Here is a 26602-nt window from a genome sequence, read left to right on the forward strand (position 1 = left end):
TTGAAATTAAATGACTTTTTAAAGAATAAAAAGGGTGTGATTTTTTAGTTTTCTGTATCGGGTAAAGCATTAAATCCCATGTTATATAGTGTAAATGCAAAGATATCTGCATATTGTTCAATAGTTTTACTAACTGGTGTACCTGCGCCATGTCCTGCATCAGTTTCAACTCTAATTAATACTGGGTTTCCAACTTTTTGTTTGTTTTGTAATTGTGCTGCAAATTTAAAGCTATGCGCGGGTACAACGCGGTCGTCATGATCTCCTGTTGTAATTAACGTGGCAGGATATTTTACACCTGCTTTTACATTGTGTACAGGAGAATAGCCTTTTAAATATTCAAACATTTCTTTACTGTCTTCTGCTGTTCCGTAATCGTATGCCCATCCTGCACCAGCTGTAAATGTATGGTAACGTAACATGTCTAAAACGCCTACGGCAGGAAGTGCAACTTTCATTAAATCTGGTCGCTGTGTCATAGTTGCTCCTACTAATAATCCGCCATTAGAGCCTCCTTTGATAGCTAGGTATTTAGACGAAGTATAGTTGTTTTCAATTAAATATTCTGCAGCAGCTATAAAATCATCAAATACATTTTGTTTTTGCATTTTAGTACCAGCATCATGCCATGCTTTGCCATATTCGCCACCACCTCGTAAGTTTGGTACAGCGTAAATTCCGCCTTGTTCCATCCATAATGCATTAGTAATGCTAAATGCAGGAGTTAAGCTAATATCAAATCCGCCATAACCGTATAAAATTGTTGGGTTTGTTCCGTTAAGTTCAGTTCCCTTTTTATACGAAATAATCATAGGGACTTTAGTGCCGTCTTTAGATTTGTAAAATACTTGTTTACTCTCGTATTGCTCTGGATTAAATTCTACTTTAGGTTTTACATATACTTCTGAAACACCAGTTTTTGGATTATATGCATAGCTTGTGGCAGGTGTAATGTAGTTTGAGAATGAATAATATAGCGTTTCGTTTTCTTTTTTACCAGAGAATCCATTTACAGTTCCAATACCAGGAAGCTCAACTTCTCTAATTAATTTTCCGTTATAATCGTATTGTTTTATTTGAGAAACAGCATCTGCCATATAATTAGCAAATATAAAATTGCTGCCTGTACTAGGGGTTAATACGTGTTCGGTTTCAGGAATAAAATCTACCCAATGTTCTGGCGTTGGATTTGAGGCGTCTACAGTAACAATTTTCATGTTAGGCGCATTTAGATTTGTAACAAGAAACAATTTACTGCCTATGTTATCTAATAGGTAAGTATCACTATTTGCATGGTCTAAAATAGGTATAAAAGGACTATTGGTTTTAGTTAAGTCTTTTATATATAACTTGTTGCCTGAAGTTGATGTTCGCGGTGAAATTATTAAATATTTATCGTCTTCTGTTACATTTGCGTTAATGTAGCGGTGTTTTTGGTCTAGTGTACCGCCATAAATAAGTCTGTCTTGATCTTGGTTTGTACCCAATTTGTGATAATATACTTTATGCTGATCGGTCTTTGCTGAGAGTTCACTACCCTTTGGTTTATCGTAACTAGAATAATAAAATCCGTCGTTTCCTTTCCAAGACATGTTACTAAATTTTACATCTACTAGTGTATCTTCTATAACAGCTTTAGTTTCTGTATCTATGATTATAATTTTTCTCCAGTCGCTTCCACCTTCAGAAATTGAATAGGCAGCCATGCTACCGTCTTTAGAAAATGATAATCCGCCTAAAGATGTTGTGCCATTGTCACTAAATGTATTGGGGTCTAAAAAAACTTCTTCTGTTTGGTTGTCACCTTTTGTTCTGTATATAACATATTGATCTTGTAATCCGTTATTTTTATAGAAATAATTGTAGTCACCTTCTTTAAATGGAGATCCTATTTTTTCGTAATTCCAAAGCGTAGTTAATCGGTTTTTAATGGCTTCTCTAAAAGGGATTTTATCTAAATAGGCATAGGTTATTTTATTTTCTTCTCTTACCCAAGCTTCTGTTTCTGGACTTCTGTCATCTTCTAACCAACGGTACGGATCTTTAACTTCAACACCAAAATAAGTGTTTACGGTATCTATTATTTTTGTAATGGGATAATTCACTATTTGATTTTTATTTTTTTTTAATTCTTGCTCGTTTTTGCAAGCGTTTAAGAGTGTTAAAATAGTTAAAAGGACTAGTAGTTTTTTCATAACGAACGGATATTAAAGGGAAACCAAAAATAACTAAAAAGCTCCTAAGCAAAAATGCTTAGGAGCTTTTTTTAAATATATTTAAGGTGTTACCTTATAATAAGTTGTTTTCAATTAGGTATTCTGCAATTTGTATGGTGTTTGTTGCTGCTCCTTTACGTAAATTGTCAGCAACAATCCACATGTTAATTGTGTTTTTCTGAGTTTCATCTCTTCTAATACGTCCCACAAAAACCTCGTCTTTATCGTGTGCATAAATTGGCATAGGATAGGTATTTGTATCTGTATTATCTTGTACAACAACACCTGGTGTTTCGCTTAATAATTTACGAACATCGGTTAAATCAAAATCATTTTCAAACTCTACGTTTACAGATTCTGAATGTCCACCAGCGGTTGGAATTCTAACTGCAGTCGCAGAAACAGAGAATGAAGAGTCGCTTAAGATTTTTTGAGGTTCTTTAGCCAATTTCATTTCTTCTTTAGTGTATCCATTTTCTAAAAACACATCGCAATGTGGTAAAGCATTTCTACCAATTGGGTAAGGGTATGCCATTTCTCCATCTACACCAGCAATTTCATTTTCTAGTTGTCTTACAGCTTTTACACCAGTCCCAGAAACGGATTGGTAAGTAGAAACCACAACACGTTTCATTTTGTATTTTTTATGAAGAGGTGCTAATGCCATAACCAACTGGATAGTTGAACAGTTTGGATTAGCAATAATTTTATCGTCTTTTGTTAGTTCTCCTGCATTAATTTCAGGAACAATTAATTTTTTAGTAGGATCCATTCTCCAAGCTGAAGAGTTATCTACAACTGTTGTACCTGCTTCTGCAAATTTAGGAGCCCATTCTAAAGAGGTGTCTCCTCCGGCAGAAAATAAAGCTACATCTGGCTTCATGGCTACCGCATCTGCTAAACCTACAACTTTATAGTCTTTATCTTTATAAGAAATTGTTTTGCCTACAGAGCGCTCTGAGGCAACTGGTATTAATTCTGTTAATGGAAAATTACGTTCTGCAAGAACTTTAAGCATTACTTCGCCAACCATACCCGTGGCACCAACTACAGCTACTTTCATTATATAATATTAGTTTAAATGTGTCAATTATTATTTTGAACAAAACTAAGTATTAATAATTAAAAAAAAGCCTTAGTCTCTTTAAAACCAAGGCTTTTTAACAACAAAAAACATATTGTTAATTATTTAACAATTTTTATTTTTTAAGTAAATCTCTTATTTCTGCTAAAAGTTCTTCTTGAGTAGGTCCTGCAGGTGCAGCTGGAGCTGGTTCTTCTTTCTTTTTAGATTTTTCGTAAGCTTTTAATACCATGAAAATACAGAACCCTATAATAATAAAGTCTATTACCATTTGTAAAAAGTTTCCGTAATTAATTGTCACAGCAGGTACTTCTGTACCAGTAGCATTGGTTGTAGCTTCTTTAAGCACATATTTTAAATCTGTAAAGTTTACATCGCCTAGTAATAAGCCGATAGGGGGCATTAAAATGTCTTTGGTAAAAGAAGTTACAATTTTACCAAATGCACCACCAACTATTACCGCAGTTGCAAGGTTAATAATGTCGCCTTTAAGGAGAAAGGACTTGAAATCTTTAAAAAATGCCATATGGTTTAGGATTGGTTAATAATAACGAAAGTATATAAAAAATATTAATATTGTTAATTTTATCTTAAAATAACACGTTTTATGCGCTGAGATAGGCCTGTAAGCAACTCATAAGATATTGTGTTGGCAGTTGCTGCAAACATTTCGGCAGTAGGATAATCTCCAAAAACAATAACTTCGTCGCCTTCTTGGCAATCAATATTTGTAATATCTACCATAATCATATCCATACATGTATTGCCAACAATAGGAGCTTTTTGACCATTTATAGCAACGAATCCTTTGCCATTTCCGTACTCTCTACCAATACCATCTGCATGACCTAAAGGTAAAGTGGCAGTTGTTAAAGGAGTGTTACAAATGTATCCTCGATTGTAACCTACGCTATCTCCTTTTTTTATTTTATGAATTTGAGAAATTACTGTTTTTAAAGTTGTAATGGGTTTAAAATGGGTGTTTTCTAAATCAGAATTTCCAAAGCCATACATGCCAATACCACTTCTAACCATATCAAAATGAGCCTCTGGATAGTTTATAATACCAGAGGTATTACACATATGGAGTAGAGGTTTGTACAGTAATCCTGCTAATAATTTTTCAGAGTAGTTTTTAAAGGCCTTTATTTGGTTTAGAGTAAATGTTTTTTCATTTAAATCTTCACTAGCACCTAAATGTGAGAATACAGAGGCTACTTTAACTGTATCTGTAGCTTTCAATACAGATAGAATTTCAGGGATATCATTTTCAGAAAAACCAAGTCTGTTTAATCCTGTGTTAAATTTTAAGTGCACAGGATAATGTTTTAGCTTTAACTGTTTAGCTGTCTCAATAAATTCTTTTAAAATTTTTAAACTATATAGGTTAGGTTCTAAATGTTTTGTTATTAAGCTATTAAAGCTTACGCTTTGCGGATGCAATACTAATATAGGTGTAGTTACGCCAGCTGTTCTTAATTGTTCGCCTTCATAGGTGTAGGCAATCGCAAAATAGTCTACATGTAAATTTTCTAAGAATTTTGCAATTTCAGCAGCGTCATTCCCGTAGGCGTAAGATTTTACCACGGCCATAAATTTTGTAGCCGGATTTATAATAGATTTTAAATAAGTAACGTTATGTTCTAGCGCTTTTAAATCTATTTCTAAGAGGGTTTCCTGTGCTTTAGGCATCGGTGTTTTCTGGATTTAAATCAGAATCTTCAGTGTTTAAAAAATTAGTGTTTTTAGTTTTTTCTTTACGCATGGCTTTGTAATAAGCTGCACGACTAAGAGGTTCGTATTCTTCCGTTTCTCCAAGTAACACAAGTGCATCACTTTGCGATTTTCTGTAACTAAATTGTGCTAAATTTCCTGTTCTTGTACAAATAGCATGTACTTTAGTTACGTATTCTGCAGTGGCCATTAAATTTGGCATTGGACCAAATGGGTTTCCTTTAAAATCCATATCTAATCCGGCTACAATAACGCGAATGCCTTTGTTAGCTAAATCATTACAAACACGAACAATTTCATCATCGAAAAACTGAGCTTCATCAATACCCACAACTTCACAACCGTCTGCTAAAATAGGGATGTTAGCAGCTGCAGGCACAGGAGTAGAACGTATTTCATTAGCATCGTGAGACACTACCATTTCTTCATTGTAGCGAATATCTACCGAGGGTTTAAAAATTTCAACTTTTTGTTTAGCGAACTGTGCACGTTTAAGTCTTCGAATCAATTCTTCTGTCTTACCAGAGAACATCGATCCGCAGATAACTTCAATCCAACCAAATTGTTCTTTATGATTTACTGTATTTTCGAGAAACATTTTGTAATTTTAACACTAAAATTTTACAAACTTTTGTTTGTTTATAAGGGTGTAAATTTATTAAAAATTAAATGGCGAAAATAGTTTAAATATAAAAGTTATGAAGAAGAAATTAGAATCAGAGTTAATTAATATTGCATTGAGAATTATTAGACTTGAGGGCAAAGATGATTTAAATGCGCTACATGCAGAAACTGCTCTTCTTTTTGAAAAACTTTCTGTCCTTAAATTTCTTCAGGAAACACCTCAAGGCGAGAAGCTAACTATTGCTAACGATTCTTCTTTTTTCGGAATGCTAGACACTGCATTTAATAATAAAGTTACAGATAGTGTAGAAGTAGATCGCGATGTGTTTATTCGTGAAGACCAACAACAGCCAGACGAAGATCTTCAAGAAATTTCTGAGCCAGTTATGGAAAAAATTAAAGACCTTGTCGCAGAAATGCCCCAAGAGACAGATGCGGTAGACGAATTTATAGCATCAATGACACCAGATCCTACTTACGAAAAGAATGATTTTGAGGAGATAACTGCCGATTTTAAAGAAACTCCAATTTTTGAGCCCGTATCCGAATCTTCTAAAGTAAATTCTAAAAAATCATTAAATGATAAGTTAAAAAGCGGTGGATTAAACATTGGATTAAACGATAAAATTGCATTTATAAAACAATTGTTTGGTGGGAGTAGCGAAGATTATGACCGGGTTATTTCTCAAATTAACACCTGTAGTAATTTTGAAGAAGCCAGTAATTTAATTCAGAATGTTGTAAAAATAGATTACAATAATTGGGAAGGTAAAGATATTTTTGAAGCACGTTTTATGCAAATTATAGAAGGTAAATTCAATTAAACCATTTTAAAATTATACACTTGTCGCGTATTCTAGTCAAGAAAAATCCTTCTATTTAATTAAACATACATGAGTAAATTATATATAGTGCCAACACCAATTGGTAATCTAGAAGACATGACGTTTAGAGCAGTAAAGGTTCTAAAAGAAGCAGATTTAATTCTAGCTGAAGACACCAGAACTTCAGGGAAATTACTTAAACATTTTGAAATCCATACACCCTCACAATCACATCATATGCATAATGAGCATAAAACAGTTGAGGGTTTAATTAATAAACTTAAAAGCGGAACAATTATCGCTTTAATTAGTGATGCCGGAACACCTGCGATTTCAGATCCTGGTTTTTTATTAACACGAGCTTGTGTAGAACATGGGATAGAAGTAGATTGTTTGCCTGGTGCAACAGCTTTTGTGCCGGCCTTAGTAAATTCTGGGTTGCCTAACGATAAGTTTGTGTTTGAAGGTTTTTTGCCTGTTAAGAAAGGTAGGCAAACACGGTTTTTACATTTGGCAGAAGAAACACGAACTATAATTTTTTACGAGTCACCACATAAACTTATAAAAACACTTATTCAATTTTGCGAATATTTTGGAGAAGATCGTCCTGTTTCTGTGTCTCGTGAATTAACAAAATTATACGAAGAAACTATTCGTGGTACTGCAAAATCTGTTTTAGAGCATTACACAAATAAACCACCTAAAGGAGAAATAGTAATTATAGTTGGTGGTAAACCTAAAGAATAATAGCTTTAGTATAGAAGCTTAAACAGGGTATTATGAAAGAAATTAAACATTACGATGTATTTGTAATCGGTTCAGGAATAGCAGGACAAACTGCAGCCAAATTTTGTATTAACAAAGGTAAAACTGTAGCTATAGCCGATAATAGAGCTTATGGAGGCACATGTGCCCTTAGAGGTTGCGATCCTAAAAAAATCTTATTACAGTTTTCAGAATTATTACACACTAGTCAGTTATTAACTAAAAAGGGTGTTTCAAAAATGCCCAAAATAAAATGGAAAACGGTTCAGAAATTTAAATCCTCCTTTACAGATAGTATTCCTCCAAATACAGAAGAGGATTTGGTAGCTTTAGGAATAGATTTATATCATCAATCACCTGTGTTTCAAAATAAAAATGAAATACTAATTGAAGGCAAACTTATATCTGCAGATAAATTTGTAATTGCTACAGGTATGATTCCGCTAGATTTAAAAATAAAAGGGCAAGAATATTTAAAAGTTAGCGACGATATTTTAAATTTAAAAAGTATACCAAAACATGCAACTTTTATTGGGTCTGGCTATGTGGGTATGGAGTTTGCAAGTATGCTGGCTATTTTAGGTTGTAAAGTTACAATTATAGAAAAAGGGGCAAGGTCTTTAACTGCTTTCGATCCGTTTTTAGTAGAGACTTTAGTTAATTACCTTAAAACAATTGGAGTAACTTTTATTTACAATGCCCAAGTGACTTCTATTGAAAAATTAAAAAAGAATTTTAAAGTTAATTATACATTACAAGGGGCACAACAATCTATTAAATCAAGAAAAGTGTTTAATACGGCTGGTCGTGTACCTTCTATTAATATGCTAGATTTAGATAAAGTTAATGTGAAGTTTGATGAAAGTGGTGTTGTAGTAAACGATTATTTGCAAAGTGTTTCTAACCCTAATGTATTTGCTTGTGGCGATGTAAGTAGTAAAGCGCTACCGTTAACTCCAGTGTCTGGTTTACAAGGTTATGTCGCTAGTCATAATATTATAAAAGACCAGTCTAAAGTTTTTACAATTCCTTTTATGCCTTCTACGGTATTTACAAACCCAAAATTATCTAGTGTAGGATATTCTGAAGAAGAAGCGCTTAGTCGTTTTAAAAATGTGAAAATTTACAAAGGAGATGCCAGTTCTTGGTATAATGCTAGGAAAGAAAATAATCCAGTGTATGCTTATAAAATTTTAGTAAACGAAAGAACTAACGAAATTGTTGGAGCACATCTTTTAAGTACAGAAGCTCATGAAACAATTAACATCTTTTCAATGGCTATTAGTCAAAAAATGACAGTGTCTGAGTTTAAAAAACAAATGTTTACATATCCAACATATACAAACGATCTAAAATCTATGTTACAAGATGAAGATTAAATAAATTTGTATTGAAATAAAATTTTAAGAAAAGACACTGTAAATACCCAAATTATATTTAATATTTAAAACATTTAAGTAAGTTGTCGTTTGCTACACAATAGTATTAATTATTTGGTAACTAAAGTGTTGGTTCTATTCAGGGAACTAAAATAATATCAAAAAAATAGAAAAATGACTTTAAATCAGTTTATAGAAACTTTAAAAACCAAACCAAAAACTATAGTGTTTTCAGATACTATGGAGGTGATAGATTCGCTATATGATTTTACACCTACTGCCTTTAAAAATGGTGAAATTTATAACAAAGCAGGAGAAAATTCCGGATCCTGTAAACTATTTGCTTTTGCAAAACTTCAAGGGTTTTCAAAAGATGAAACTTTATCATGTTTTGGCCAGTTTTATTATATAGATGTTTTAGGAGATCCAGAAGGTAAAGGTCATCAAAACATTAGAAATTTTATCAATAGCGGATTTGATGGTTTACAGTTTGAAGGTGAGGCCTTAAAGTTGAAATAAGTCATTATGGATGCGCTTTTACATGAAGTTAAGCAATGTACTATTTGTGTAGATCATTTGCCTTTAGGTCCGCATCCTATTGCTACAGCGCATCCAGATTCTAAAATTGTAATTGTTGGTCAGGCACCAGGATTAAAAGTGCATAATTCCGGAATTCCTTGGAACGATGCAAGTGGCAAGCGATTAAGGGCCTGGCTAGATGTCTCTGAAGACCAATTTTACAATACTAAAAATTTTGCCATTATACCTATGGGATTTTGTTATCCTGGTAAAGGTAAAAGTGGCGATTTACCTCCAAGACCCGAATGTGCACCTCAATGGCATGCCGCGTTATTTAGTAAAATACCACATGTAAAATTGGTGATTTTAATTGGGAATTATCCTCAGAAATATTATCTCAAAACAGACGTTGGAACGAACTTGACAGAAACCGTTTCCAACTTCAAATCGTATTTGCCCACTTATTTTCCAATTCCGCACCCATCACCACGAAACCGGTTTTGGATGTCTAAAAATTCCTGGTTTGAAGCTTCAGTTGTGCCTGATTTACAAAAAAGAGTACATGAAATTATATAATTGAAAACCCATTTGCGTTAGCGACGATTGCAGTGGCATCCTTTTATGGTTTTTCACCATAAAAGATATAACGGAAAGCGCGACCCAAAAGGGAAACGCCCAAAACTGTTTGAATATGTTTACCTTTTTTCATCTTGTTTTATAAAAAGTTTTTAAAGCAAATAGTAAAGTTTTTAAAATGAAAGTTTAGCAACCTTCGTTAACCATCAAGACTTTATTTAAATTAATGAAAGCTTTGCTTTTGACAGATTAACATTATAAGGTTTAAACCGATTTAGGGCAGAAATTCAATATTTCTTGGTCGTGATCGGGAGATAATGGTGTTGCTAGTGGTATTTTATTCTGAATTTTAGTCGTATTTTTGAAGTCCTTTAAATTAAAAATATAAAGTTATGACGCATCTTGTAACAACACAGTGGAAGAACAATGTACAATTCGAATCCGATAATCCGAGCGGAAAAACCGTATTAATCGATTTAGGAGAAGATAACGGAGGTAAAGGAGACGGTTTGCGTCCTAAAGCATTAATGTTAACGGCTTTAGCAGGATGTTCGGGTGTAGATATTACACCAATGTTAGAAAAAATGAAGGTTGATATAGACGATTTTAAAATTGTTATTGAAGGACATTTAACCGAAGAACACCCAAAGTATTACCACCTTGTTACTGTAGATTATCATTTTTACGGCACAGATTTAAACGAAACTAAAATTAAAAGAGCTGTAGATTTATCGGTCGATAAATACTGTGGCGTTATGGAAATGTTTCGTCGTTTTGCCGATGTAAAAGTACGTTCTCATTATCATAAAATTTAAGAATCAGAGTCAGTTATAAACTATGCGTTGGACCATAAAACCCAAACCAGAATCTCATAAAGTAAAAGCATTACAAGACGCGCTTCAAATAGATGAATTAACAGCATTTTTATTATTGCAACGTGGTATTGAGACCTTCGAAGATGCTAAATCTTTTTTTAGGCCTAATCTTAACGAATTGCACGATCCGTTTTTAATGAAAGATATGGACAAAGCTGTGGCGCGTATCGAGCAAGCTTTGGAAACTGGTGAGAATATTATGGTGTATGGCGATTACGATGTAGATGGTACCACCTCTGTAGCGTTAATGAGTTCGTATTTGCGTACCCGTCAGGAGAATGTGGTAACCTATATTCCAGATCGCTACGACGAAGGTTACGGTGTATCTTATAAAGGTATCGATTTTGCTCACGATAACGAGTTCACCCTTATAGTTGCGTTAGACTGTGGTATAAAAGCGATTGATAAAGTCGCTTATGCTAAAGAGAAGGGCATTGATTTTATTATTTGCGATCACCACCGTCCAGGCGCTGAAATTCCAGATGCAGCAGCAGTTCTGGATCCTAAACGGGACGATTGTGAGTATCCGTATAAAGAATTATGCGGTTGCGGGGTTGGCTTTAAACTCATTCAAGCCTTATCGTCTAAACAAGGGTTTACCATTGAAGATTTAGGTGAATATTTAGATTTAGTGGCTACAGCCATAGGTGCCGATATTGTGCCTATTACTGGCGAAAATAGAATTTTAGCATACTACGGACTTCAAATTATTAACGAGAATCCGAGACCAGGCATTAAGGCCATTTTAAATCAGGTTGATAAAACCGAATTTACCATTACAGATGTTGTTTTTATTGTAGCGCCTAGAATTAATGCTGCCGGACGAATGAAACACGGAACTTATGCCGTGCAGTTGCTTACCGAAATGGATGAAAAGCAAGCTGAAACCTATGCGGCAGAAATTGAAAGTTTTAATTTAGACCGTAGAGAAGCCGATAGAGAGATTACTATACAAGCTTTAAATCAGATTGAAGAATTAAAAGAGCAAGACCGGTATACTTCTGTAGTGTATCAAGACGATTGGCATAAAGGTGTAATAGGAATTGTTGCCTCTAGATTAACCGAAACCTATTACAGACCAACTTTAGTGTTTACTAAAAGTGGCGATAAATTGGCGGCTTCGGCACGCTCCGTCAGTGGGTTTGATGTGTATAATGCTTTAGAAGCTTGTAGCGAACATATTGAACAGTTTGGCGGACATAAATACGCGGCCGGTTTAACCTTGCTTCCAGAACATTATGATGCTTTTAAACAAGCTTTTGAAGATGTGGTGTCCCAAACTATAGATCCTAAATTATTATCACCCGAAATTAAAATAGATGCCAAAATTAATTTAGAAGACATCACTCCTAAGTTTTATCGTATTTTAAAACAATTTGCGCCGTTTGGTCCCGGAAATATGACTCCGGTTTTTATGACGGAAGCTGTTGTAGATACAGGTTACGGCAAATGTGTTGGTAAAGATGAAGATCATTTGCGTATTACAGTAAAACAAGGACAAGTGCAACCTATTGTATGCATCGGGTTTGGTTTAGGAGCTAAAATTGATGCGGTTTCTACAACAAAACCTTTTGATGTGGTGTATACTATTGATGAAAATCATTGGAATGGAATAACGAGCTTACAGCTAAAACTTAGAGATTTAAAATAAATACTGTTTTTATTTAGATTAAATATAAATAATAAGTATTTTAGTGGTTCTAAACCCAGTGTTATGGACCAAGACATTAATAAAATATACCACAACGATTTTGGAGTGTCCTTTATTTGGAAGCAAGAGACACCTAAAAAAAAGCAGTCGCCTAAAATTCAGATTATTTTTCGTGATATGGGATTTTACTTGACGTATCGAGAAATAATTCAATTTCAAAAACAAATACAATATGTCAAATTCTCAAATCCTTGCGCGCAGTGTAAATACAAAGAACGTAATCGGTTTATGTTATTAAAAACACCTTGTAGTCAGGTAGATTTGGCCATAAATGCTTTAGAGTTAAGAGATATAGACGATTTAATTGCAGGGACGCTTTTCCATATCGAATTAGATGACTATGTTAATGAAATATGTAAGAATTAAGCATATTTCAAGAGTTTTTTAAACCCACCCTTTTGTACATTTGTTTCTTCTTTAGATAAGTTATGAAACAAAAAGACCCTTACGCTGCCTTAAGGTATAAAGAATTCAATATATTTTTATTAGTCCGTTTTGCCATGGTATTTGCCTGGTCTATGCAATTTATTGTGATAGAATGGGAAGTGTATAGCATTACTAAAAATCCATTGTCTTTAGGAATCATCGGGCTTATGGAAGTGATTCCAGCCGTATCCATGGCCTTATTTGCGGGTCATATTGTAGACCAGAGCGAAAAAAAGAGTTTGCTAATTAAATGTATCCTTGGATTTTCTGTAATTAGTTTCGGATTGTTTTTACTCACATGGCCAAAAATTGTAGGCAACCTTTCTCAAAATGTAGTTCTATATTCTATTTACTTTTTAGTATTTCTTGGCGGTTTTGTCCGCTCCTTTTTAGGTCCTACCATTTTCTCATTATTGTCTTTAGTGGTGCCTAAAAAGTTATATCCAAATGCAGCGACATGGAGCAGTTCGGTGTGGCAAATGGGAGCGGTATTAGGACCAGCATTGGCAGGATTTTCTATTCATTTAATTGGAGTGCATTGGTCTATGTGTGTTATTGTAGGTTTTTCATTAACAGCATTAATCTCTTTAACTCAAATTTCTAAAAAACCGATTTTAAACCCGAAACTAGGAGAACCTGTTATGCAAAGTTTAAAAGAAGGGGTGAAGTTTGTATTTAGTACTAAAGCCATTTTAGGCGCCATTACTTTAGATATGGTTGCTGTGTTATTTGGAGGAGCTGTAGCGTTACTACCAGTTTTTGCGCAAGATATTTTAAAGGTCGGGCCACAAGGGTTTGGTGTATTGCGTGCCGCGCCGGCGGTGGGGGCTTTTATTACTATGATTATTTCTGCGTATATCCCAATGAATAAAAATGCTGGGATGAAGTTACTTCTCGCCATCTTCGGATTTGGATGTAGTATTATTGTCTTCGGATTATCTATGTGGTTTTGGGTGTCGGTAGGGGCGTTGTTTTTTAGTGGTGTGTTTGATGGTATTTCAATGGTTATTCGTCAGACCATTTTACAATTGAAAACACCCGACCATATGCGTGGACGTGTGGCTTCCGTAAATTCTATGTTTGTGGGTTCTTCTAACGAATTGGGTGCTTTTGAAAGTGGTCTTACAGCTAAACTTATGGGAACAGTTACTGCCGTTGTTTTTGGAGGTAGTATGACGTTACTAATTGTATTAACTACAGGAATATTCTCACCAACCTTTAGAAAACTAGATTTACGCAAGGATTTGGAGGAGCATGAGAATGAGGGGTAATCTAATGTAATAATTGTATAATGTATTAATGCAAAAAAATTGGTGCTTTAAAACTTCACTAAAATTTATTTATAATCCACAGTGTCACAATAAGTTTAATTAACCCCATTTTTTTATACAATAGTTCCATTTCATGGTCGCATTCGAGTAAGGCGAATCATGCTTATTATTATAAATTTTAGAGTTCATTTCTACTACTTTAAAAAGTTCAAATAAAGCAATTAATTATATAAATATGAGGTGATTACGGTTTTTCCGTAACGAAAAACTTGTCTTTCTATGAATTACGTATTTTTTTAACAAAAACTGTTTTTTTTAACAGTAAACATTAGATTTAAATGTCTTTAAATATTATTAGATGCAATTGAAGCCGTTTCTAATTTTATTAATAGACAGTTGCAACTTAACTAGCGCTAGTTTTATAATTATTGGCTTCAGAAAATATAAGGCTTCAAACAAATATTTTTAAACTGTATGGTTTAGAATTGATTTTAACCAATTAAAATTTAAAAAAAAACATAAAAAAATTAATCTTTTATCTCTTATTTTTATGCCCATAGCTAATAGGTTTTCTTTCAATACTTCATCTGCTAAATTATCAAATGCAGAAATACCAGACTGTATAGATGATGCTCGAGAAATTGCTTTTCATATGATGGAAACTGCAGAATTAGTTCTATTACTCATTGAAGGGTGTTAAAACCTTAAACTAATGAAAATGTTAATTATTATGAAATTTTATCCGGAGTATAGAAAATTTTTAGTTTCACTAATTATAGTTTTCATTAGTTTACTTTCTTTTAGTCAAAATTCAGAAATCACTTATAAAATTTCAAGAGATTATAGTGGGTTAGATGATAAAAATCTAGGAATGTCCGCTAAAGCTAAAATTAAGGGGATATATAATGCTTTAAATAATAAAGAATGTGTGTTGGTGTTTAACAAAGATTTTAGTGTTTTTAGAGAGGTTGATAAAATAGAGTTAGACAATGATCCTTATCAAAAAATGGCCTCTATTTTTATTGGAGGTACATATTATTGCGATAGAACAAAACAAAAGTTTGTTAAGCAAAAAGAGTTTTCAGGGAAATTGTTTAATATTCAACTGGAGTATGAAAAGTTAGATTGGGAGATTACTAAACACAAAAGAGAAATTGGAGGTTATACCTGCTACAAAGCAATATTAAAATCTGATGAGGCTATTATAGTTTGGTTTGCTCCTGAATTAAATTTTCCGTTTGGTCCGATTGGAATGGGTGGGCTCCCGGGGCTTATTTTAGAGCTAACGAAAAATAAATTAATTTTTTCTGCAACAAAAATTAGCTTAGGAAATAATGCAGACATTTTGAAATTTCCAGATGATGGTAAACCTATATCGGAAACAGATTATAAGAAAATGGTAAAAGACAATACAGCATTTCTGTTTGATAATTAAATTAGATATTTTTAGGAAACTAAAAATAACAATGCTATCCATTTTAATATGCGCTACTTAAGCCTAAATTATAGAGTTTAAGGTCAGGTTGCAGATAGTCTTAACAATTCTTTTGAGTATGCTAATTTGTTAGCGGTCCCTAAAGCTGATCTGGTCGCTATACGATTTGGAATTACAGGTGAAGACATTACGGTTTTACTATAATATTAAGACTATTTTTAATTTATATGTGTTTTTATTATATAAAATAATGGATTTGAATGTCTTTAAATAGTATTAGATTTAATTTAAGCCGTTTCTAATTTTTATTTATAGGTAGTTGCAACTTAACTCGTGTTAGTTTTTTTAATTAAGTTAGTATAAAACATTGATGCCAAATTTTTAACGGTTTTTTAAAACGGCTTGAATAATTTTAAATATTACATTGAATTTAATCAACTAAAAAAGTAAAAATTATGAATGGAAAAGTAAATTTTATTGTTTTTAAATTGGTTTTATCTGTAATCTTATTCTTAAATTTTTCAATCGGTCTATCTCAAACCTCCTATAAAATAGTTTACTGCATTTCTGAGATTAAACTGCATGGTTCTGTAGATAATCTAGATGAACGAGGTAAACAATTAACAAGAGAAGTTCGCGAGCAGGCAAAAGCAGTAAATTATAATCTAATAGCGACAAAAGAGGAATCCTTTTTTGAGGCTGAAGATAAATTACAATCTGATAGTGATTCTCCGAAAACACAAATGCTTATAAAATTAGCAAAACGATTTGCTTCTTTTAATGAACAGGTTTATTCTAATTATGCTAGAGATAGTATCATCTTTGGTAAAAAATTAGCAGGACAAGATTTTAAAGTTAAACAAAAGGCTTATAATTTTAATTGGAAGATTTCAAAATCTCAAAAAAGCATATTAGGATATAATGCAATTCAGGCTACAGGTAAATATTATAATCCAGTATTAAATAAGGAATTTAGTATTGAAGCTTGGTTTGCTCCATCCATTCCTCTGCAAGCTGGCCCAGATATTTTTATGGGTTTACCTGGTTTAATAGTAGAGGTGCATCTTAAAGGAGCAGTGGTAACTGCTAGAGAAATCGATATGATACCTAATTTAAAAGTTCAAAATATTGAAGATACAAATACATTAAATGAAAAAGAATATGAAGATATAATTGGCGGTTTAAATAAGAAATTAGAACGGTCTTTAGATTAGAATGCTTACTATTTAAAGTCTAAAATATCTGGTTTAGTGTTAGAATAAAAATTATAAAACTATACTTAAAAAAATAGTATTGCTATTATTTATATTATTGGTATATGTTGTAAAAGCTCAAAATAATTTTTCAGAAAAAGTTACGTATATTAAAGTTGTAATAGTAAATTCTGATAAGATTGGAGATGCTAAATATGTATCTTATGTGAATGCGATGAATGAAATTTTAAAGGATAGGTCCCGATCAAGAATCCTGTTTAGTGCAAAAAGAAAGCGGATTGTATAAATGGACAATAACAAACGAGTCTAAGCAAATCGGGAGAAACAAATGTTTTAAAGCGATATTAAATAACAATAATACTAAGTTTACTACTATTGCTTGGTTTACGCCAGAACTATCAATATCAAGGTCTACCAGGTTTAATATTGCTTTTAGAGAATCCGCATGTAATTTTTACAGCGACTAAAGTATCTATTAATAGTAAGGAAGATGTATTTGAAATAGAAAAACCAGAAGGGATATTAATTAGTCAAGACGCATATAGAAAGAAATTTGGAGGCATATTTAAAGACTAAAGTAAATATTTTCAGTCAAGTAAAAATAATAGTTCTATTTGTTTTAATAGGCAGTTCCACTTACGCCCAAACTATAGAGCTCTCAGGCCAGGTTACAGATAGCCTGAATAATCCTTTAGAAAATGCAAATGTCTTAGTTATGCCTGAGTCCGATGAGGCTTCGGTTAGTTTTGGTATAACTAATAAAGAGGGGACTTACAAAATAAAGCTTCAATCCAATCAATCCTATCAATTAACGATTAGTTATTTAGGTTTTAAACCATTAACTGTAGCGTTAAAGATTTCAGAAGAAACTAAAGTTGTTAGAAATTTTAGTTTAAGCGAAAATATAGATGTTTTAAATGAGGTTAATATTGCATATACACCACCGATAACTGTAAAAAAGGATACTATTATTTACCTCACCGATAAGTTTGTAACAGGAGACGAGCGTAAGCTTAGAGAAGTGCTTAAAAAACTCCCGGGTATAGAAGTCGACAGAGACGGGAATGTGACGGCCAATGGTAAAAAAGTAACCAAAGTTATGGTCGAGAACAAAGCCTTTTTTAATGGCGGTAGTAAATTAGCTGTTAATAATATTCCTGCAGATGCCGTAGATAAGGTAGAAATTCTAGAAAACTATAGCGAAGTAGCTATGCTTAAAGGCTTGGAAGATAGCGATAAAACGGCGATGAATATTACGTTAAAGGAAGACAAAAAAAAGTTTGTTTTTGGCGATATAGAAGCTGGTGGCGGTATAGAAGATAGATACCTTATGCATGCCGGTTTATTTTATTATAGTCCAGAAACTACCCTAAATCTTATTGGAGATTTAAATAATACAGGTTATAAAAGTTTTACGTTTAAAGATTATATGGAGTTCGAAGGTGGCGTTAGTAAGCTGTTAGACGACTCTAATAGCATCAGTAATTTACGAAATAGTGATTTATCTGCATTTATAAATAATCAAGATTTTAAAGCCAGTACAAATCAGTTTGGAGCTATAAATTTTAGGCAATCGATAGGCGAGGCAACAGATTTAAACGGCTATGTTATTGCTTCAAACAATAAAACAGAAACAGAAATAGAAAGCGTTAATGCTTATTTAGATAATGAGAATCCGTTTACCGAAACACGTTTGTCTCAAAACCAGTCCAATAATCGGTTTTTAATAGGTAAAATCACCTTAGATTACGAGCCTAGTTTCGAAGAAGATTTGGCTTATACTAGTTTTATTAAACTGAGTGATAATGAAAGTGATGGATTAATTTTAACTGAAAACCCAACACAAGATAACAGGGTGCAAACTTTAAATGCTTTAGAAGGTTTACAGCTTAAGCAGCAGCTAAGTTATAGTAGAAAACTATCTAAAACACATACCGGAACTTTAGAGGCTAGTTATATATTTCAGAACGAAAAACCGTTTACTAATTGGATAACGGATCGGGAAATTCTACAAGATGTTTTACCCTTAGAAACAGACAATTTATATAACATACAGCAAACAATACGTGCGAATACACATAGTTTTAATGCGATAGCTAAGGACTATTGGGAGCTTAATAATTTTAATCATTTATACAGTAGTCTTGGTGTTAATTTAGCTTTCAGCGATTTTTATAGTCAGGATTTACAACAGCAAACAGATGGAACTATAAATCCTTTTTCAGATGCCGGTTTCAATAATGATTTTGGATATAATTTAATTGATACCTATTTGGGATTAGAATATAAATTTAGAATAGACAGAGTCACGTTTAAGCCAGCGGCCTATTATCATTTTTATTTTTGGGAAACAGGACAAATTTCAGAACGTGCTACGCAACATAAAGGAGTGTTGTTGCCAAAATTGGATATAGATTACGAGATTAATAATGGCCAGTCTTTACGTTTTAAATATGCTAAAAATACAGAATTTCCCACTATTCAAAACTTAGCGAATAGGTATATGTTATCTAGTTTTAACAGTGTGTTTAAAGGTAATGAAACTTTGCAAAATGCCTTGAATCACAGAATTTCGCTTAGTTATTACAGCTTTAGTTTATTTAAAAAAATGCATTTTAATGCGAGGGTATCGTATACTAAAAAAGAATCTTTAATAAAGAATGTGACGCTGTTAGATGGGATAGATCAGTATAATTCAGTGGTATTATTTATGCAGCCGGAGAACGAATTATTATTTTTTAGTGGAGTCTCTAAACAGATTCATAAGATACGGTATTCGCTAGAAGCTCAATTTAGTTATTCAGAATTTTATCAGATTTTAAATGCGGAAACGAATTTAAATCAATCTAAAGATATTTCTGGAGCGGTAGGTATAGAGACTGTATTTAAAAACTACCCTAATTTACTTTTGAAGTATAAAAAACAAGCCAATATCTATAACGGACTTGGAGATGAAACACGGTTTGCAAATGATAATATTCTAGTAGAATTATCGTATGACTTTTTAAATGATTTTATTTTTAAAACCGATTATGATTACGATTTCTATCGGAATAATTCCGCGGATATAAAAAACAGATTCGATAATTTAAATGCTACTTTGTTTTACCAAAAAGAAGATCAACCTTGGGGTTTTGAACTTTCTGTATCTAATGCCTTCGATACAAAATTTAAACAGAGTAATAGCTTTTCTAGCTTTTTAATTTCGGATACGAAGACTTATGTGTTGCCTAGAATTATAATGTTTAAGGTTATTTATAAGCTCTAATGGCTCTTACTTAGATAGGCCGTTTAATGTACCAATGTAATAATTTGGTGCTTTGAAATTTTACTTACATGTAGTTCTAATCTACGGCTTCACCCTAAATTAGTTTCAAGGGCTCATAAGCGTATATAAATTTGAGTTTAATGAGAGATGCTGAAACGGGTTTAGCATGACGATTTAAGGAACTATTAGTGTAAATTGAAAAACACACGTCATTCTGATTTTAGTTTAAGGTCGTATGAGCGTGCGTGTATGCTAATTAATGCTCTTCCAATGTTTTTAAACGCATTTTTGTACCATCAAACTCACCATACGTATAATACCCAATCCAATCACCTAAATTAACGTACTTAGCGGTGTCGTTTAAAGAGATTTCCATTGGTAAATGGCGGTGGCCGAACACAAAATAATCGTAAGCTTTGGTTTCTAATTTGCGCTTGCAATATTGCACGAGCCACTCGTTGTCTTCGCCTAAAAATTTAGCATCCTCGTCGCCAGAAATCAGTTTGTTTTTAACCGACATATATTGGGCTAGTTTTACGCCAATATCGGGATGTAGCCAACGAAATAACCATTTTGAGAACGGATTAGTAAAGACCTTTTTCATCCGTTTGTAGCCTTTGTCTCCAGGGCCTAAGCCGTCGCCGTGGCCAATTAAAAAGGTTTTATTGTTAAAGGTGAACTCTTGTGGTTTATGGTAAACGGGAATATTGAGTTCTTTTTCGAAATAATCGTTCATCCACAAATCGTGATTCCCTACAAAAAAGTAAATAGGGATTCCAGAATCGCGAATTTCGGCAAGTTTTCCTAAAGTTCTTACAAAGCCTTTTGGCACAACGGTTTTATATTCGAACCAAAAATCGAATAAATCACCCAATAGAAATATGGCAGCTGCATCGTGCTTAATTTCGTCTAGCCACGCTACAAATTTTTTCTCTCGAGGAAGCGAATCTTCGGGTGTTGGTGCGCCTAAATGATTGTCTGACGAGAAGTATATTTTTTTGCCTTCTGGGATTTGCATGCTGTAAATATAAAAATTGTTCTTTGTTTGGTTCTGCGTTAAGGATTGAGCAATTGTTGGAGCTCTTTTTAATGTTTTTTTGCATTAAAAAAGCGACTTGCGAAAGCCTGACCTGTAGCGCAGCGTAGGGAAACGCCCTATAAATTATCGCTAGCGTACCATTCGGCAAAACTACTTTCTGTTTCTTGTAACCTTAACGAATGTAAAGTGATGTGTGTTGGTAAATACTGCTTAATTTTTTGTGCAAAATCGATAACCATCATTTCGCTGGTTGGCTGATAATCGACTAACAAAACGTTGTGGCCGCGATCGCTTAATTCTTTTGCCAACTCGACGTGTGGTGTGTTTTTGTTAAAAACGGTTGCATGATCGAAAACATCGACAATTTCTGATTTCACAATTTTTTTTAAATCGCCAAAATCTATAACCATTCCGTATTTTACATTGGTGTTGTCTGTAATGGGTTTGCCAATTACGGTAACCGAAAGTTTGTAACTGTGGCCGTGTACGTTTTTACATTTTCCGTCGTAGCCATAAAGGGCATGTCCGGTTTCGAAAGTAAATTGTTTGGTAATTCGAATATTACTCATGATTTGATTTTTTAACAGTGCAAAGGTACCGAATTTGTAAAAGCAATTTGTTTTTAGATTACATTTGCGCACTTTTTATACGAAAAACAACTTAAGTTTTTAAAAGATAGAGGGTTAACTTAACATGAGCACACACTTTTAATGAGCACGCTGTTTGAAGCGTTGGTTGATGCTGAGAATCCGTTATACGAAAGGATTATTGATAATCTTTTGACTCAGCAGTACAGTATTATTGACAATTTTTTTGATGCAGAAGAGGTTTTAGAGCTTAGGCAGTCTATTCGTGAAAAACATGAAGAGGATGCGTTTAAAAAGGCTGCTATTGGAAATCGTTTAAATGAAACGGTGATAAAATCTATTCGAGGCGATGTGATTTTATGGATAGATGAGCAGTATGCAAATCATGCTGAAAGCTTATTTTTTAATAAAATTAATGCTTTAATATCGTACTTAAACAGAACCTGTTTTTTGGGTATTTTACATAAAGAATTTCACTATGCTATTTACCCCAAGGGGACGTTTTATAAACGCCATTTAGATACGTTCCAGAATGATGACAGACGAAAACTTTCGTTTGTGTGTTATTTAAACGATGAAGATTGGCAACCCGAAAATGGTGGCGAATTGGTTATTTATACAACTGAGAATGGGGTTGAGGTCGAGCATAAAATTTATCCGTTTCCTGGCCGTGTTGTTATTTTTGAAAGCCAGGTTTTAGAGCACGAAGTAAAACCCGTAAATACAGAACGTTTAAGTATTACGGGCTGGTTAAAAACACGTTAGCATTTTAGCGTCTGCCTTTATTGCGATTGTATACGTAAATAACGATTAATACAATGGCAAGGATTAGAAATAGGCCGTTGCCACTTAAAAATTCTAATATATTCATAGGCTTTGGTTATTTTTTTTGTTGTAATAATACATGAGATAAGCTAAAATAACAAATACCACAAATGGTATCATAGAGCCAATAAATACCCCGATTTCGTAATTGGAGTCGGGAGCATTCGCTATTTTTTCTTCTATGTTAAGGTCTTGAATTAGCGCAATCATGTTTTGTTGGGACTTGGAGTTTTATTCGTGGAGTAAATTTAGTTGAATGATAAGAAAGAACAATTAAAAATTGATTATTATTAATAGTAAAATATACCTAGATTTGTGTTATAGTTTGTTATAATTGGAGCCAAAGGAAAACCCTCCAGCTCCAGTAGAAAAGTCTATCGATTCATCTCTCGCCAGAGAGCGATCAACATAAATACAAGTAAAATATACTTATCTTCAATCATTCTAAAATAGTTTTTAATTAAACATTTTCAAACCAGAAGGTCAGATTTCTGGTTTGTTTTTTTGTTAGGCACTATACCTGTTAGGTAAATGTAAATACTAAAATTAAGATATAAGAATTGAGAAATTTAAATTGCTTTTTGGGATTAACTACTTGTGTTGATAATATTTAAGAATATGTCTAAAAACTAGTTTTTTTGACCTTTTTAATATTATTTCACTATTATTTTATGGTATTTCACTTAATCTAAAGTTGATAAGTTTTTCCGCTATTTTTTAGAATAAAAAATAGCTCTTGATTATTTAATAAAAAACAACTGTCTAAATTTTATAATTAAAGGGAATCCACGTGCCGCCATCCAAAGTGTAAAGGCTATAAAAATGGCGTATAATTTATAATTGTAATAATCGAATAGCAGTAAAGTGGGAATAAACACTAAAAAGGTAGAGGCGAGAAGCACATTTCTTAAATATTTCATTTTGCCTAAACCTTTAAACATACCATCAAAAATAAATGCTAGTGCACAAAGGGGTTGCATGGCGAGGACAATCCAGAACACATGGTAAAAAGCGTCTAAAACTTCGGGTTGCTTTGTGAATATGCGTCCGATTGGTTCGTAAAACAGCCAACCAATTCCTGCTAAAAACAAACCTGTTAAAATACCCAAAACAATAAGTTTGTTACTTAGTTTTATTAGTAAATCTGGACGTTTAGCACCAAATAATTTTCCGGAAAGTATATTTCCTGCACTTGCAAAACCATCAATTAAAAAGGCGCCTAAAAACCAAATATTAATGGCAATGGTGTAGGCTGCGATATAGTTTTTTCCGTAACCGGTAGCGTAGGAACTTGCAAAATATAAGGCGGTGTTTAAGGCTAATGTTCTAATAAATAAATTGAGAATCATGAGTAAAAAATTCTTGATTTCTTTATTAAACGGTAAGGTGAGTTTTAATGGGATATCTGTTTTTTTATACAAAAAATAGGTAGACAAAATAGCCATTATTAATTGTGCAAAAACACTTGCATATGCGGCACCTTGTATGTGCATGGCAGGAATATAGCCTTGGATTCCGTAAACGAGGATAAAGTCTAACGCTATATTAGATACCGAACCTATAATAGCAATAATCATAGGGTAATAGGTGTTTTGTAGACCGCGAAAGGCTCCAAAAACAGCAAATGTAAAAAGGGTAAACGGGAATCCAAATACCCTAATTTTGTAGTAATCTTGTGCGTAGTCCAGAATTAAACCCGAGGCATTATAGAGTTTAAAAATAGACTGGGCTAAAGGGTAAGTTATTAAAATAATTACAATGCTTAACGAGGTAATTAAAAATATGGCTTGTGCCGGAAGGTTTTTAACAGTGTCTAATTTATTTGCTCCAACAGATTGCGATATAATGGCAGAAATGGCACTGCGGCTTTGCCCTAATACCCAAATTAGCATGGATATAAATGTACCCACAATACCAACAGCGGCCAAAGCTTCGGTAGGATGCAGGTTAACGTTTCCAATAATAGCTGTATCGGTTATTGATAATATAGGTTCGCTAATACCTGCAATAATTGCAGGAACAGCTAATTTATTTATGTGTTTTAACGCTATTGATGATTCCAAAAGGAGTAATTTGTAATTTTAAAGTTGCTAAGGTCGTATTTTTATCTAAGTTTAGATTTAATTTTATTTTAAAGATTTTGAATTTGTTTAATGAGTATTTTTATATTTTTTTGATTGATAGATTTAAATATGAAAAACATATTAGTGCCTGTTGGAAATTCTAAAAATGCAGCAAGTCATTTACAATATGTAATGGATTTTGCACGAGCATTTGGCGCACGAGTATATGTTGTACGTGTGTATCATTTAAAACTTAACCCAGGAACTTTCGTAAAGATAGATCAGGTATTAGAGCAAGAAAATTTGGCTTATATAGATGATTTATTGACACATGTAAATTGCGAGAATGTAGAGGTTATTGTTAAAGTATTTAAAGGAAAATTAGTTAATATCTTAGAGTTAATTTGTAATACGATTACTGTTGATCTTATGTTGATTGAGCCAAAAATGAACATAATGAGAACAGAAGTTTTTTTATGTAAAATTTCAGGAGAAATCATTAAAAAGACCAGTATACCAACAGTAATTGTACCTGAAGGATATGAGTTTAAGTCTATTTTAAATATTTTAATAGCTATAAAATCTGCAATTATAAGGAAAGAGAGTGCATTGTTTCCATTACTACATGTGCAGCGTACATTTAATTCGGTTGTAAATTTGTTGTTAGTAAAAACTCCGTTTTATACCGATGGTGATTTTGTAGTAAATAAAGTGTTACAAACTGTAGTGAGTGAAACTGTTTTTACAGAACAAGCAACTACTTTTAAAGGTGTTTTAGAGTATTATAATGATTATACTCCAGATATGCTTTGTGTTTTTAGACGTAAACGTGGATTTTTTAATAAGATGTGGGAAAAAAATGTAATTTTGAAAAAAGATTTTTACAGTCATATTCCCGTTTTGGTTTTAAAAGGTGTAAAATAAATGTTTGGGGATGTAGCTCAGTTGGCTAGAGTGCTTGACTGGCAGTCAAGAGGTCGTGGGTTCGAGCCCCATCTTCTCCACTAGTGTTTATAAGGGTTTCAAGAAATTGAAGCCTTTTTTGTCTTAACAAAATAAAATCCCGTTGAAGGATATTTCAACGGGGTTTATTTTAATTAAATTATTTACAACTAATTCACAATAAGTCTTTTTGTTGTAGTTTGATTACTTGTACTAAAAATGTAAACAATATAAGTTCCGCTAGGAATTCTAGAAAGATCTATTGTTATTTTTCTAGCGTTATTATCAGCTGTCTTTATTGGGAAATCTTGAATTAATCTTCCACTCGTATAAAAAAATGTCTCTTTCTTTTGTAAGTCACCTATACTTTTTTGTTCCATTATAACAAATCTATTAATTTAGATTTGTAGCATTAAGTTATTGAATAGAGCTTAATCATACGAGACTGATCAACTTTGCTTCCGCCTCCCTATTTTCTGAATATAGAGAGAATGCAGCGGAGTAAAAATCAACGTTAAAAATGGATCCAGAAAAACCTCTTAGTGAATTTTTAAATAAAGCTTAAGTAAAATTATGTTCTTTTCAGTAGGGTGTTGATTTATAGAGGTGTAAATAAAATTGATAATTAGTGTTTTTAATTTGTGTGCTCTTAAAAATATATGCATTCTCATGCAAAGTATATAATTCTATTTAGAGTTTAAAAATATTAAAATTAAACTAGGATTAATTTAAGTTAGATATAATTGAAAGATTAATTAAAAGAATTAAAAATTCTTTTTAAACTGTAGTATTTCAACGTTAAGATATGGCTTAAAACGATTTATTATTTGATAAATAGAATTTTTCTTGTGAGAAAAATATGTAAATATCTCACATTTACGGTTTTCCCGTAAGTTTATATTAGTAATATTTTTTACTTTAAGAGATAAAAAGAAATTTACTATTATTCTCTTCAAGTTAATCAAAAAAATAACTATGGATTTTATTGCTTTTACTTTATTAATAAAAAATTTTCTATTTATTGATTTAGAGTTGTTTAGGTGTAGTCCTAAATATTATTAAATTAGTTTAACTTTTTTATTTTAAAAACGATATATCAGTTTAATTTTTAATGTTCAGCAATTTAATGTCGTATTACGATTTGTAATGATATTAAAAGGTGATGATTTTTTAATTTAAATGTAAATTTATTTATAAATTATCATTATTTGTAAGTGTTTTGTGT

Annotated in this window: 27 protein-coding genes and 1 tRNA gene; 18 read left to right on the top strand and 10 right to left on the bottom strand. The window is 32.6% G+C overall.

The features are described 5' to 3' along the window. Positions 1-44: 44 nt before the first annotated feature. The 5 genes from FNB79_RS04430 to FNB79_RS04450 form a co-directional block, all read right to left on the bottom strand. Positions 45-2195 (bottom strand): prolyl oligopeptidase family serine peptidase, encoded by a 2151-nt coding sequence (locus FNB79_RS04430; RefSeq protein WP_143380155.1) that lies wholly within the window; start codon positions 2193-2195, stop codon positions 45-47. Positions 2196-2289: 94 nt separating this feature from the next. After that, positions 2290-3279 (bottom strand): aspartate-semialdehyde dehydrogenase, encoded by a 990-nt coding sequence (locus tag FNB79_RS04435; RefSeq protein WP_143380156.1) that lies wholly within the window; start codon positions 3277-3279, stop codon positions 2290-2292. 136 nt (positions 3280-3415) lie between these two features. Then, complete coding sequence (mscL, locus tag FNB79_RS04440) at positions 3416-3826, bottom strand: large-conductance mechanosensitive channel protein MscL (RefSeq protein WP_143380157.1); 411 nt, start codon at positions 3824-3826, stop codon at positions 3416-3418. 59 nt (positions 3827-3885) lie between these two features. Next, positions 3886-4992, bottom strand: a complete 1107-nt coding sequence (gene alr, locus FNB79_RS04445) for an alanine racemase (RefSeq protein WP_143380158.1) — start codon at positions 4990-4992, stop codon at positions 3886-3888. Beyond that, positions 4985-5632 carry a thymidine kinase gene (locus tag FNB79_RS04450; protein WP_143380159.1) on the bottom strand — a complete coding sequence of 216 codons (648 nt, stop codon included), beginning with the start codon at positions 5630-5632 and terminating at the stop codon, positions 4985-4987. The genes alr and FNB79_RS04450 overlap by 8 nt, the downstream gene beginning before the upstream one ends. A 100-nt stretch (positions 5633-5732) precedes the next feature. Here FNB79_RS04450 and FNB79_RS04455 point away from each other — a divergent pair, with 100 nt between their 5' ends. From FNB79_RS04455 to FNB79_RS04520, 15 genes are all read left to right on the top strand, one after another. Beyond that, complete coding sequence (locus FNB79_RS04455; protein ID WP_143380160.1) at positions 5733-6482, top strand: hypothetical protein; 750 nt, start codon at positions 5733-5735, stop codon at positions 6480-6482. Between the two features lie 69 nt (positions 6483-6551). Beyond that, positions 6552-7229 (top strand): 16S rRNA (cytidine(1402)-2'-O)-methyltransferase, encoded by a 678-nt coding sequence (gene rsmI / locus FNB79_RS04460; RefSeq protein WP_143380161.1) that lies wholly within the window; start codon positions 6552-6554, stop codon positions 7227-7229. A 32-nt stretch (positions 7230-7261) separates the two neighbouring features. Beyond that, positions 7262-8626, top strand: a complete 1365-nt coding sequence (locus FNB79_RS04465) for a dihydrolipoyl dehydrogenase family protein (protein WP_143380162.1) — start codon at positions 7262-7264, stop codon at positions 8624-8626. A 174-nt stretch (positions 8627-8800) separates the two neighbouring features. Further along, on the top strand, positions 8801-9145 hold the full coding sequence (locus FNB79_RS04470; RefSeq protein ID WP_143380163.1) for a HopJ type III effector protein: 345 nt from the start codon (positions 8801-8803) through the stop codon (positions 9143-9145). 6 nt (positions 9146-9151) lie between these two features. Next, the gene (locus FNB79_RS04475; protein ID WP_143380164.1) at positions 9152-9721 is read left to right on the top strand and encodes a uracil-DNA glycosylase family protein; all 570 of its coding nucleotides are present in this window, start codon (positions 9152-9154) and stop codon (positions 9719-9721) included. 392 nt (positions 9722-10113) lie between these two features. Further along, positions 10114-10536: an OsmC family protein gene (locus FNB79_RS04480; RefSeq protein ID WP_143380165.1), complete on the top strand. Its 423-nt coding sequence runs from the start codon at positions 10114-10116 to the stop codon at positions 10534-10536. Positions 10537-10558: 22 nt separating this feature from the next. Continuing rightward, positions 10559-12247: a single-stranded-DNA-specific exonuclease RecJ gene (recJ, locus tag FNB79_RS04485; RefSeq protein ID WP_143380166.1), complete on the top strand. Its 1689-nt coding sequence runs from the start codon at positions 10559-10561 to the stop codon at positions 12245-12247. Positions 12248-12310: 63 nt separating this feature from the next. After that, the gene (locus tag FNB79_RS04490) at positions 12311-12673 is read left to right on the top strand and encodes a hypothetical protein (RefSeq protein WP_143380167.1); all 363 of its coding nucleotides are present in this window, start codon (positions 12311-12313) and stop codon (positions 12671-12673) included. A 62-nt stretch (positions 12674-12735) separates the two neighbouring features. Further along, positions 12736-14004 carry an MFS transporter gene (locus FNB79_RS04495; protein WP_143380168.1) on the top strand — a complete coding sequence of 423 codons (1269 nt, stop codon included), beginning with the start codon at positions 12736-12738 and terminating at the stop codon, positions 14002-14004. 550 nt (positions 14005-14554) lie between these two features. After that, a complete protein-coding gene (locus FNB79_RS17160) occupies positions 14555-14704 on the top strand; it encodes a hypothetical protein (protein WP_185967836.1) in 150 nt (49 codons plus the stop codon). Positions 14705-14716: 12 nt separating this feature from the next. Then, positions 14717-15439 (top strand): GLPGLI family protein, encoded by a 723-nt coding sequence (locus FNB79_RS04500; protein ID WP_143380169.1) that lies wholly within the window; start codon positions 14717-14719, stop codon positions 15437-15439. Positions 15440-15894: 455 nt separating this feature from the next. Beyond that, positions 15895-16653 carry a GLPGLI family protein gene (locus FNB79_RS04505; protein WP_143380170.1) on the top strand — a complete coding sequence of 253 codons (759 nt, stop codon included), beginning with the start codon at positions 15895-15897 and terminating at the stop codon, positions 16651-16653. 79 nt (positions 16654-16732) lie between these two features. After that, the gene (locus FNB79_RS04510; RefSeq protein WP_143380171.1) at positions 16733-16939 is read left to right on the top strand and encodes a hypothetical protein; all 207 of its coding nucleotides are present in this window, start codon (positions 16733-16735) and stop codon (positions 16937-16939) included. Between the two features lie 89 nt (positions 16940-17028). Then, positions 17029-17229, top strand: coding sequence for a hypothetical protein (locus FNB79_RS04515; protein WP_143380172.1), 201 nt, complete (start codon positions 17029-17031; stop codon positions 17227-17229). Further along, complete coding sequence (locus FNB79_RS04520; protein ID WP_246073330.1) at positions 17207-19921, top strand: TonB-dependent receptor; 2715 nt, start codon at positions 17207-17209, stop codon at positions 19919-19921. Before FNB79_RS04515 ends, FNB79_RS04520 begins: the two co-directional genes overlap by 23 nt. Positions 19922-20177: 256 nt before the next feature. Here the strand turns inward: FNB79_RS04520 and FNB79_RS04525 are convergent, their stop codons facing one another. Then, positions 20178-20939, bottom strand: coding sequence for a UDP-2,3-diacylglucosamine diphosphatase (locus tag FNB79_RS04525; RefSeq protein WP_143380173.1), 762 nt, complete (start codon positions 20937-20939; stop codon positions 20178-20180). Between the two features lie 137 nt (positions 20940-21076). Next, a complete protein-coding gene (locus tag FNB79_RS04530) occupies positions 21077-21529 on the bottom strand; it encodes a 6-pyruvoyl trahydropterin synthase family protein (protein WP_143380174.1) in 453 nt (150 codons plus the stop codon). Positions 21530-21670: 141 nt separating this feature from the next. Here FNB79_RS04530 and FNB79_RS04535 point away from each other — a divergent pair, with 141 nt between their 5' ends. Beyond that, entirely contained in the window at positions 21671-22312 is a 642-nt protein-coding gene (locus tag FNB79_RS04535) for a 2OG-Fe(II) oxygenase (RefSeq protein ID WP_143380175.1), read from the top strand. A gap of 102 nt (positions 22313-22414) precedes the next feature. Here the strand turns inward: FNB79_RS04535 and FNB79_RS17165 are convergent, their stop codons facing one another. Both FNB79_RS17165 and FNB79_RS04540 read right to left on the bottom strand, forming a co-directional pair. Further along, entirely contained in the window at positions 22415-22582 is a 168-nt protein-coding gene (locus FNB79_RS17165) for a hypothetical protein (RefSeq protein WP_185967837.1), read from the bottom strand. Between the two features lie 530 nt (positions 22583-23112). Continuing rightward, positions 23113-24435, bottom strand: a complete 1323-nt coding sequence (locus tag FNB79_RS04540) for an MATE family efflux transporter (RefSeq protein ID WP_143380176.1) — start codon at positions 24433-24435, stop codon at positions 23113-23115. 129 nt (positions 24436-24564) lie between these two features. Between FNB79_RS04540 and FNB79_RS04545 the strand changes: the two genes are divergently transcribed. Both FNB79_RS04545 and FNB79_RS04550 read left to right on the top strand, forming a co-directional pair. After that, positions 24565-25359 (top strand): universal stress protein, encoded by a 795-nt coding sequence (locus FNB79_RS04545; RefSeq protein ID WP_143380177.1) that lies wholly within the window; start codon positions 24565-24567, stop codon positions 25357-25359. 6 nt (positions 25360-25365) lie between these two features. Continuing rightward, positions 25366-25439: transfer RNA gene (locus tag FNB79_RS04550), tRNA-Ala, on the top strand. A 108-nt stretch (positions 25440-25547) separates the two neighbouring features. Here FNB79_RS04550 and FNB79_RS17495 read toward each other — a convergent pair. Then, on the bottom strand, positions 25548-25757 hold the full coding sequence (locus tag FNB79_RS17495) for a T9SS type A sorting domain-containing protein (RefSeq protein WP_143380178.1): 210 nt from the start codon (positions 25755-25757) through the stop codon (positions 25548-25550). Positions 25758-26602 lie beyond the last annotated feature (845 nt).

The sequence above is a fragment of the Formosa sediminum genome (assembly GCF_007197735.1).
Classification (GTDB): domain Bacteria; phylum Bacteroidota; class Bacteroidia; order Flavobacteriales; family Flavobacteriaceae; genus Formosa; species Formosa sediminum.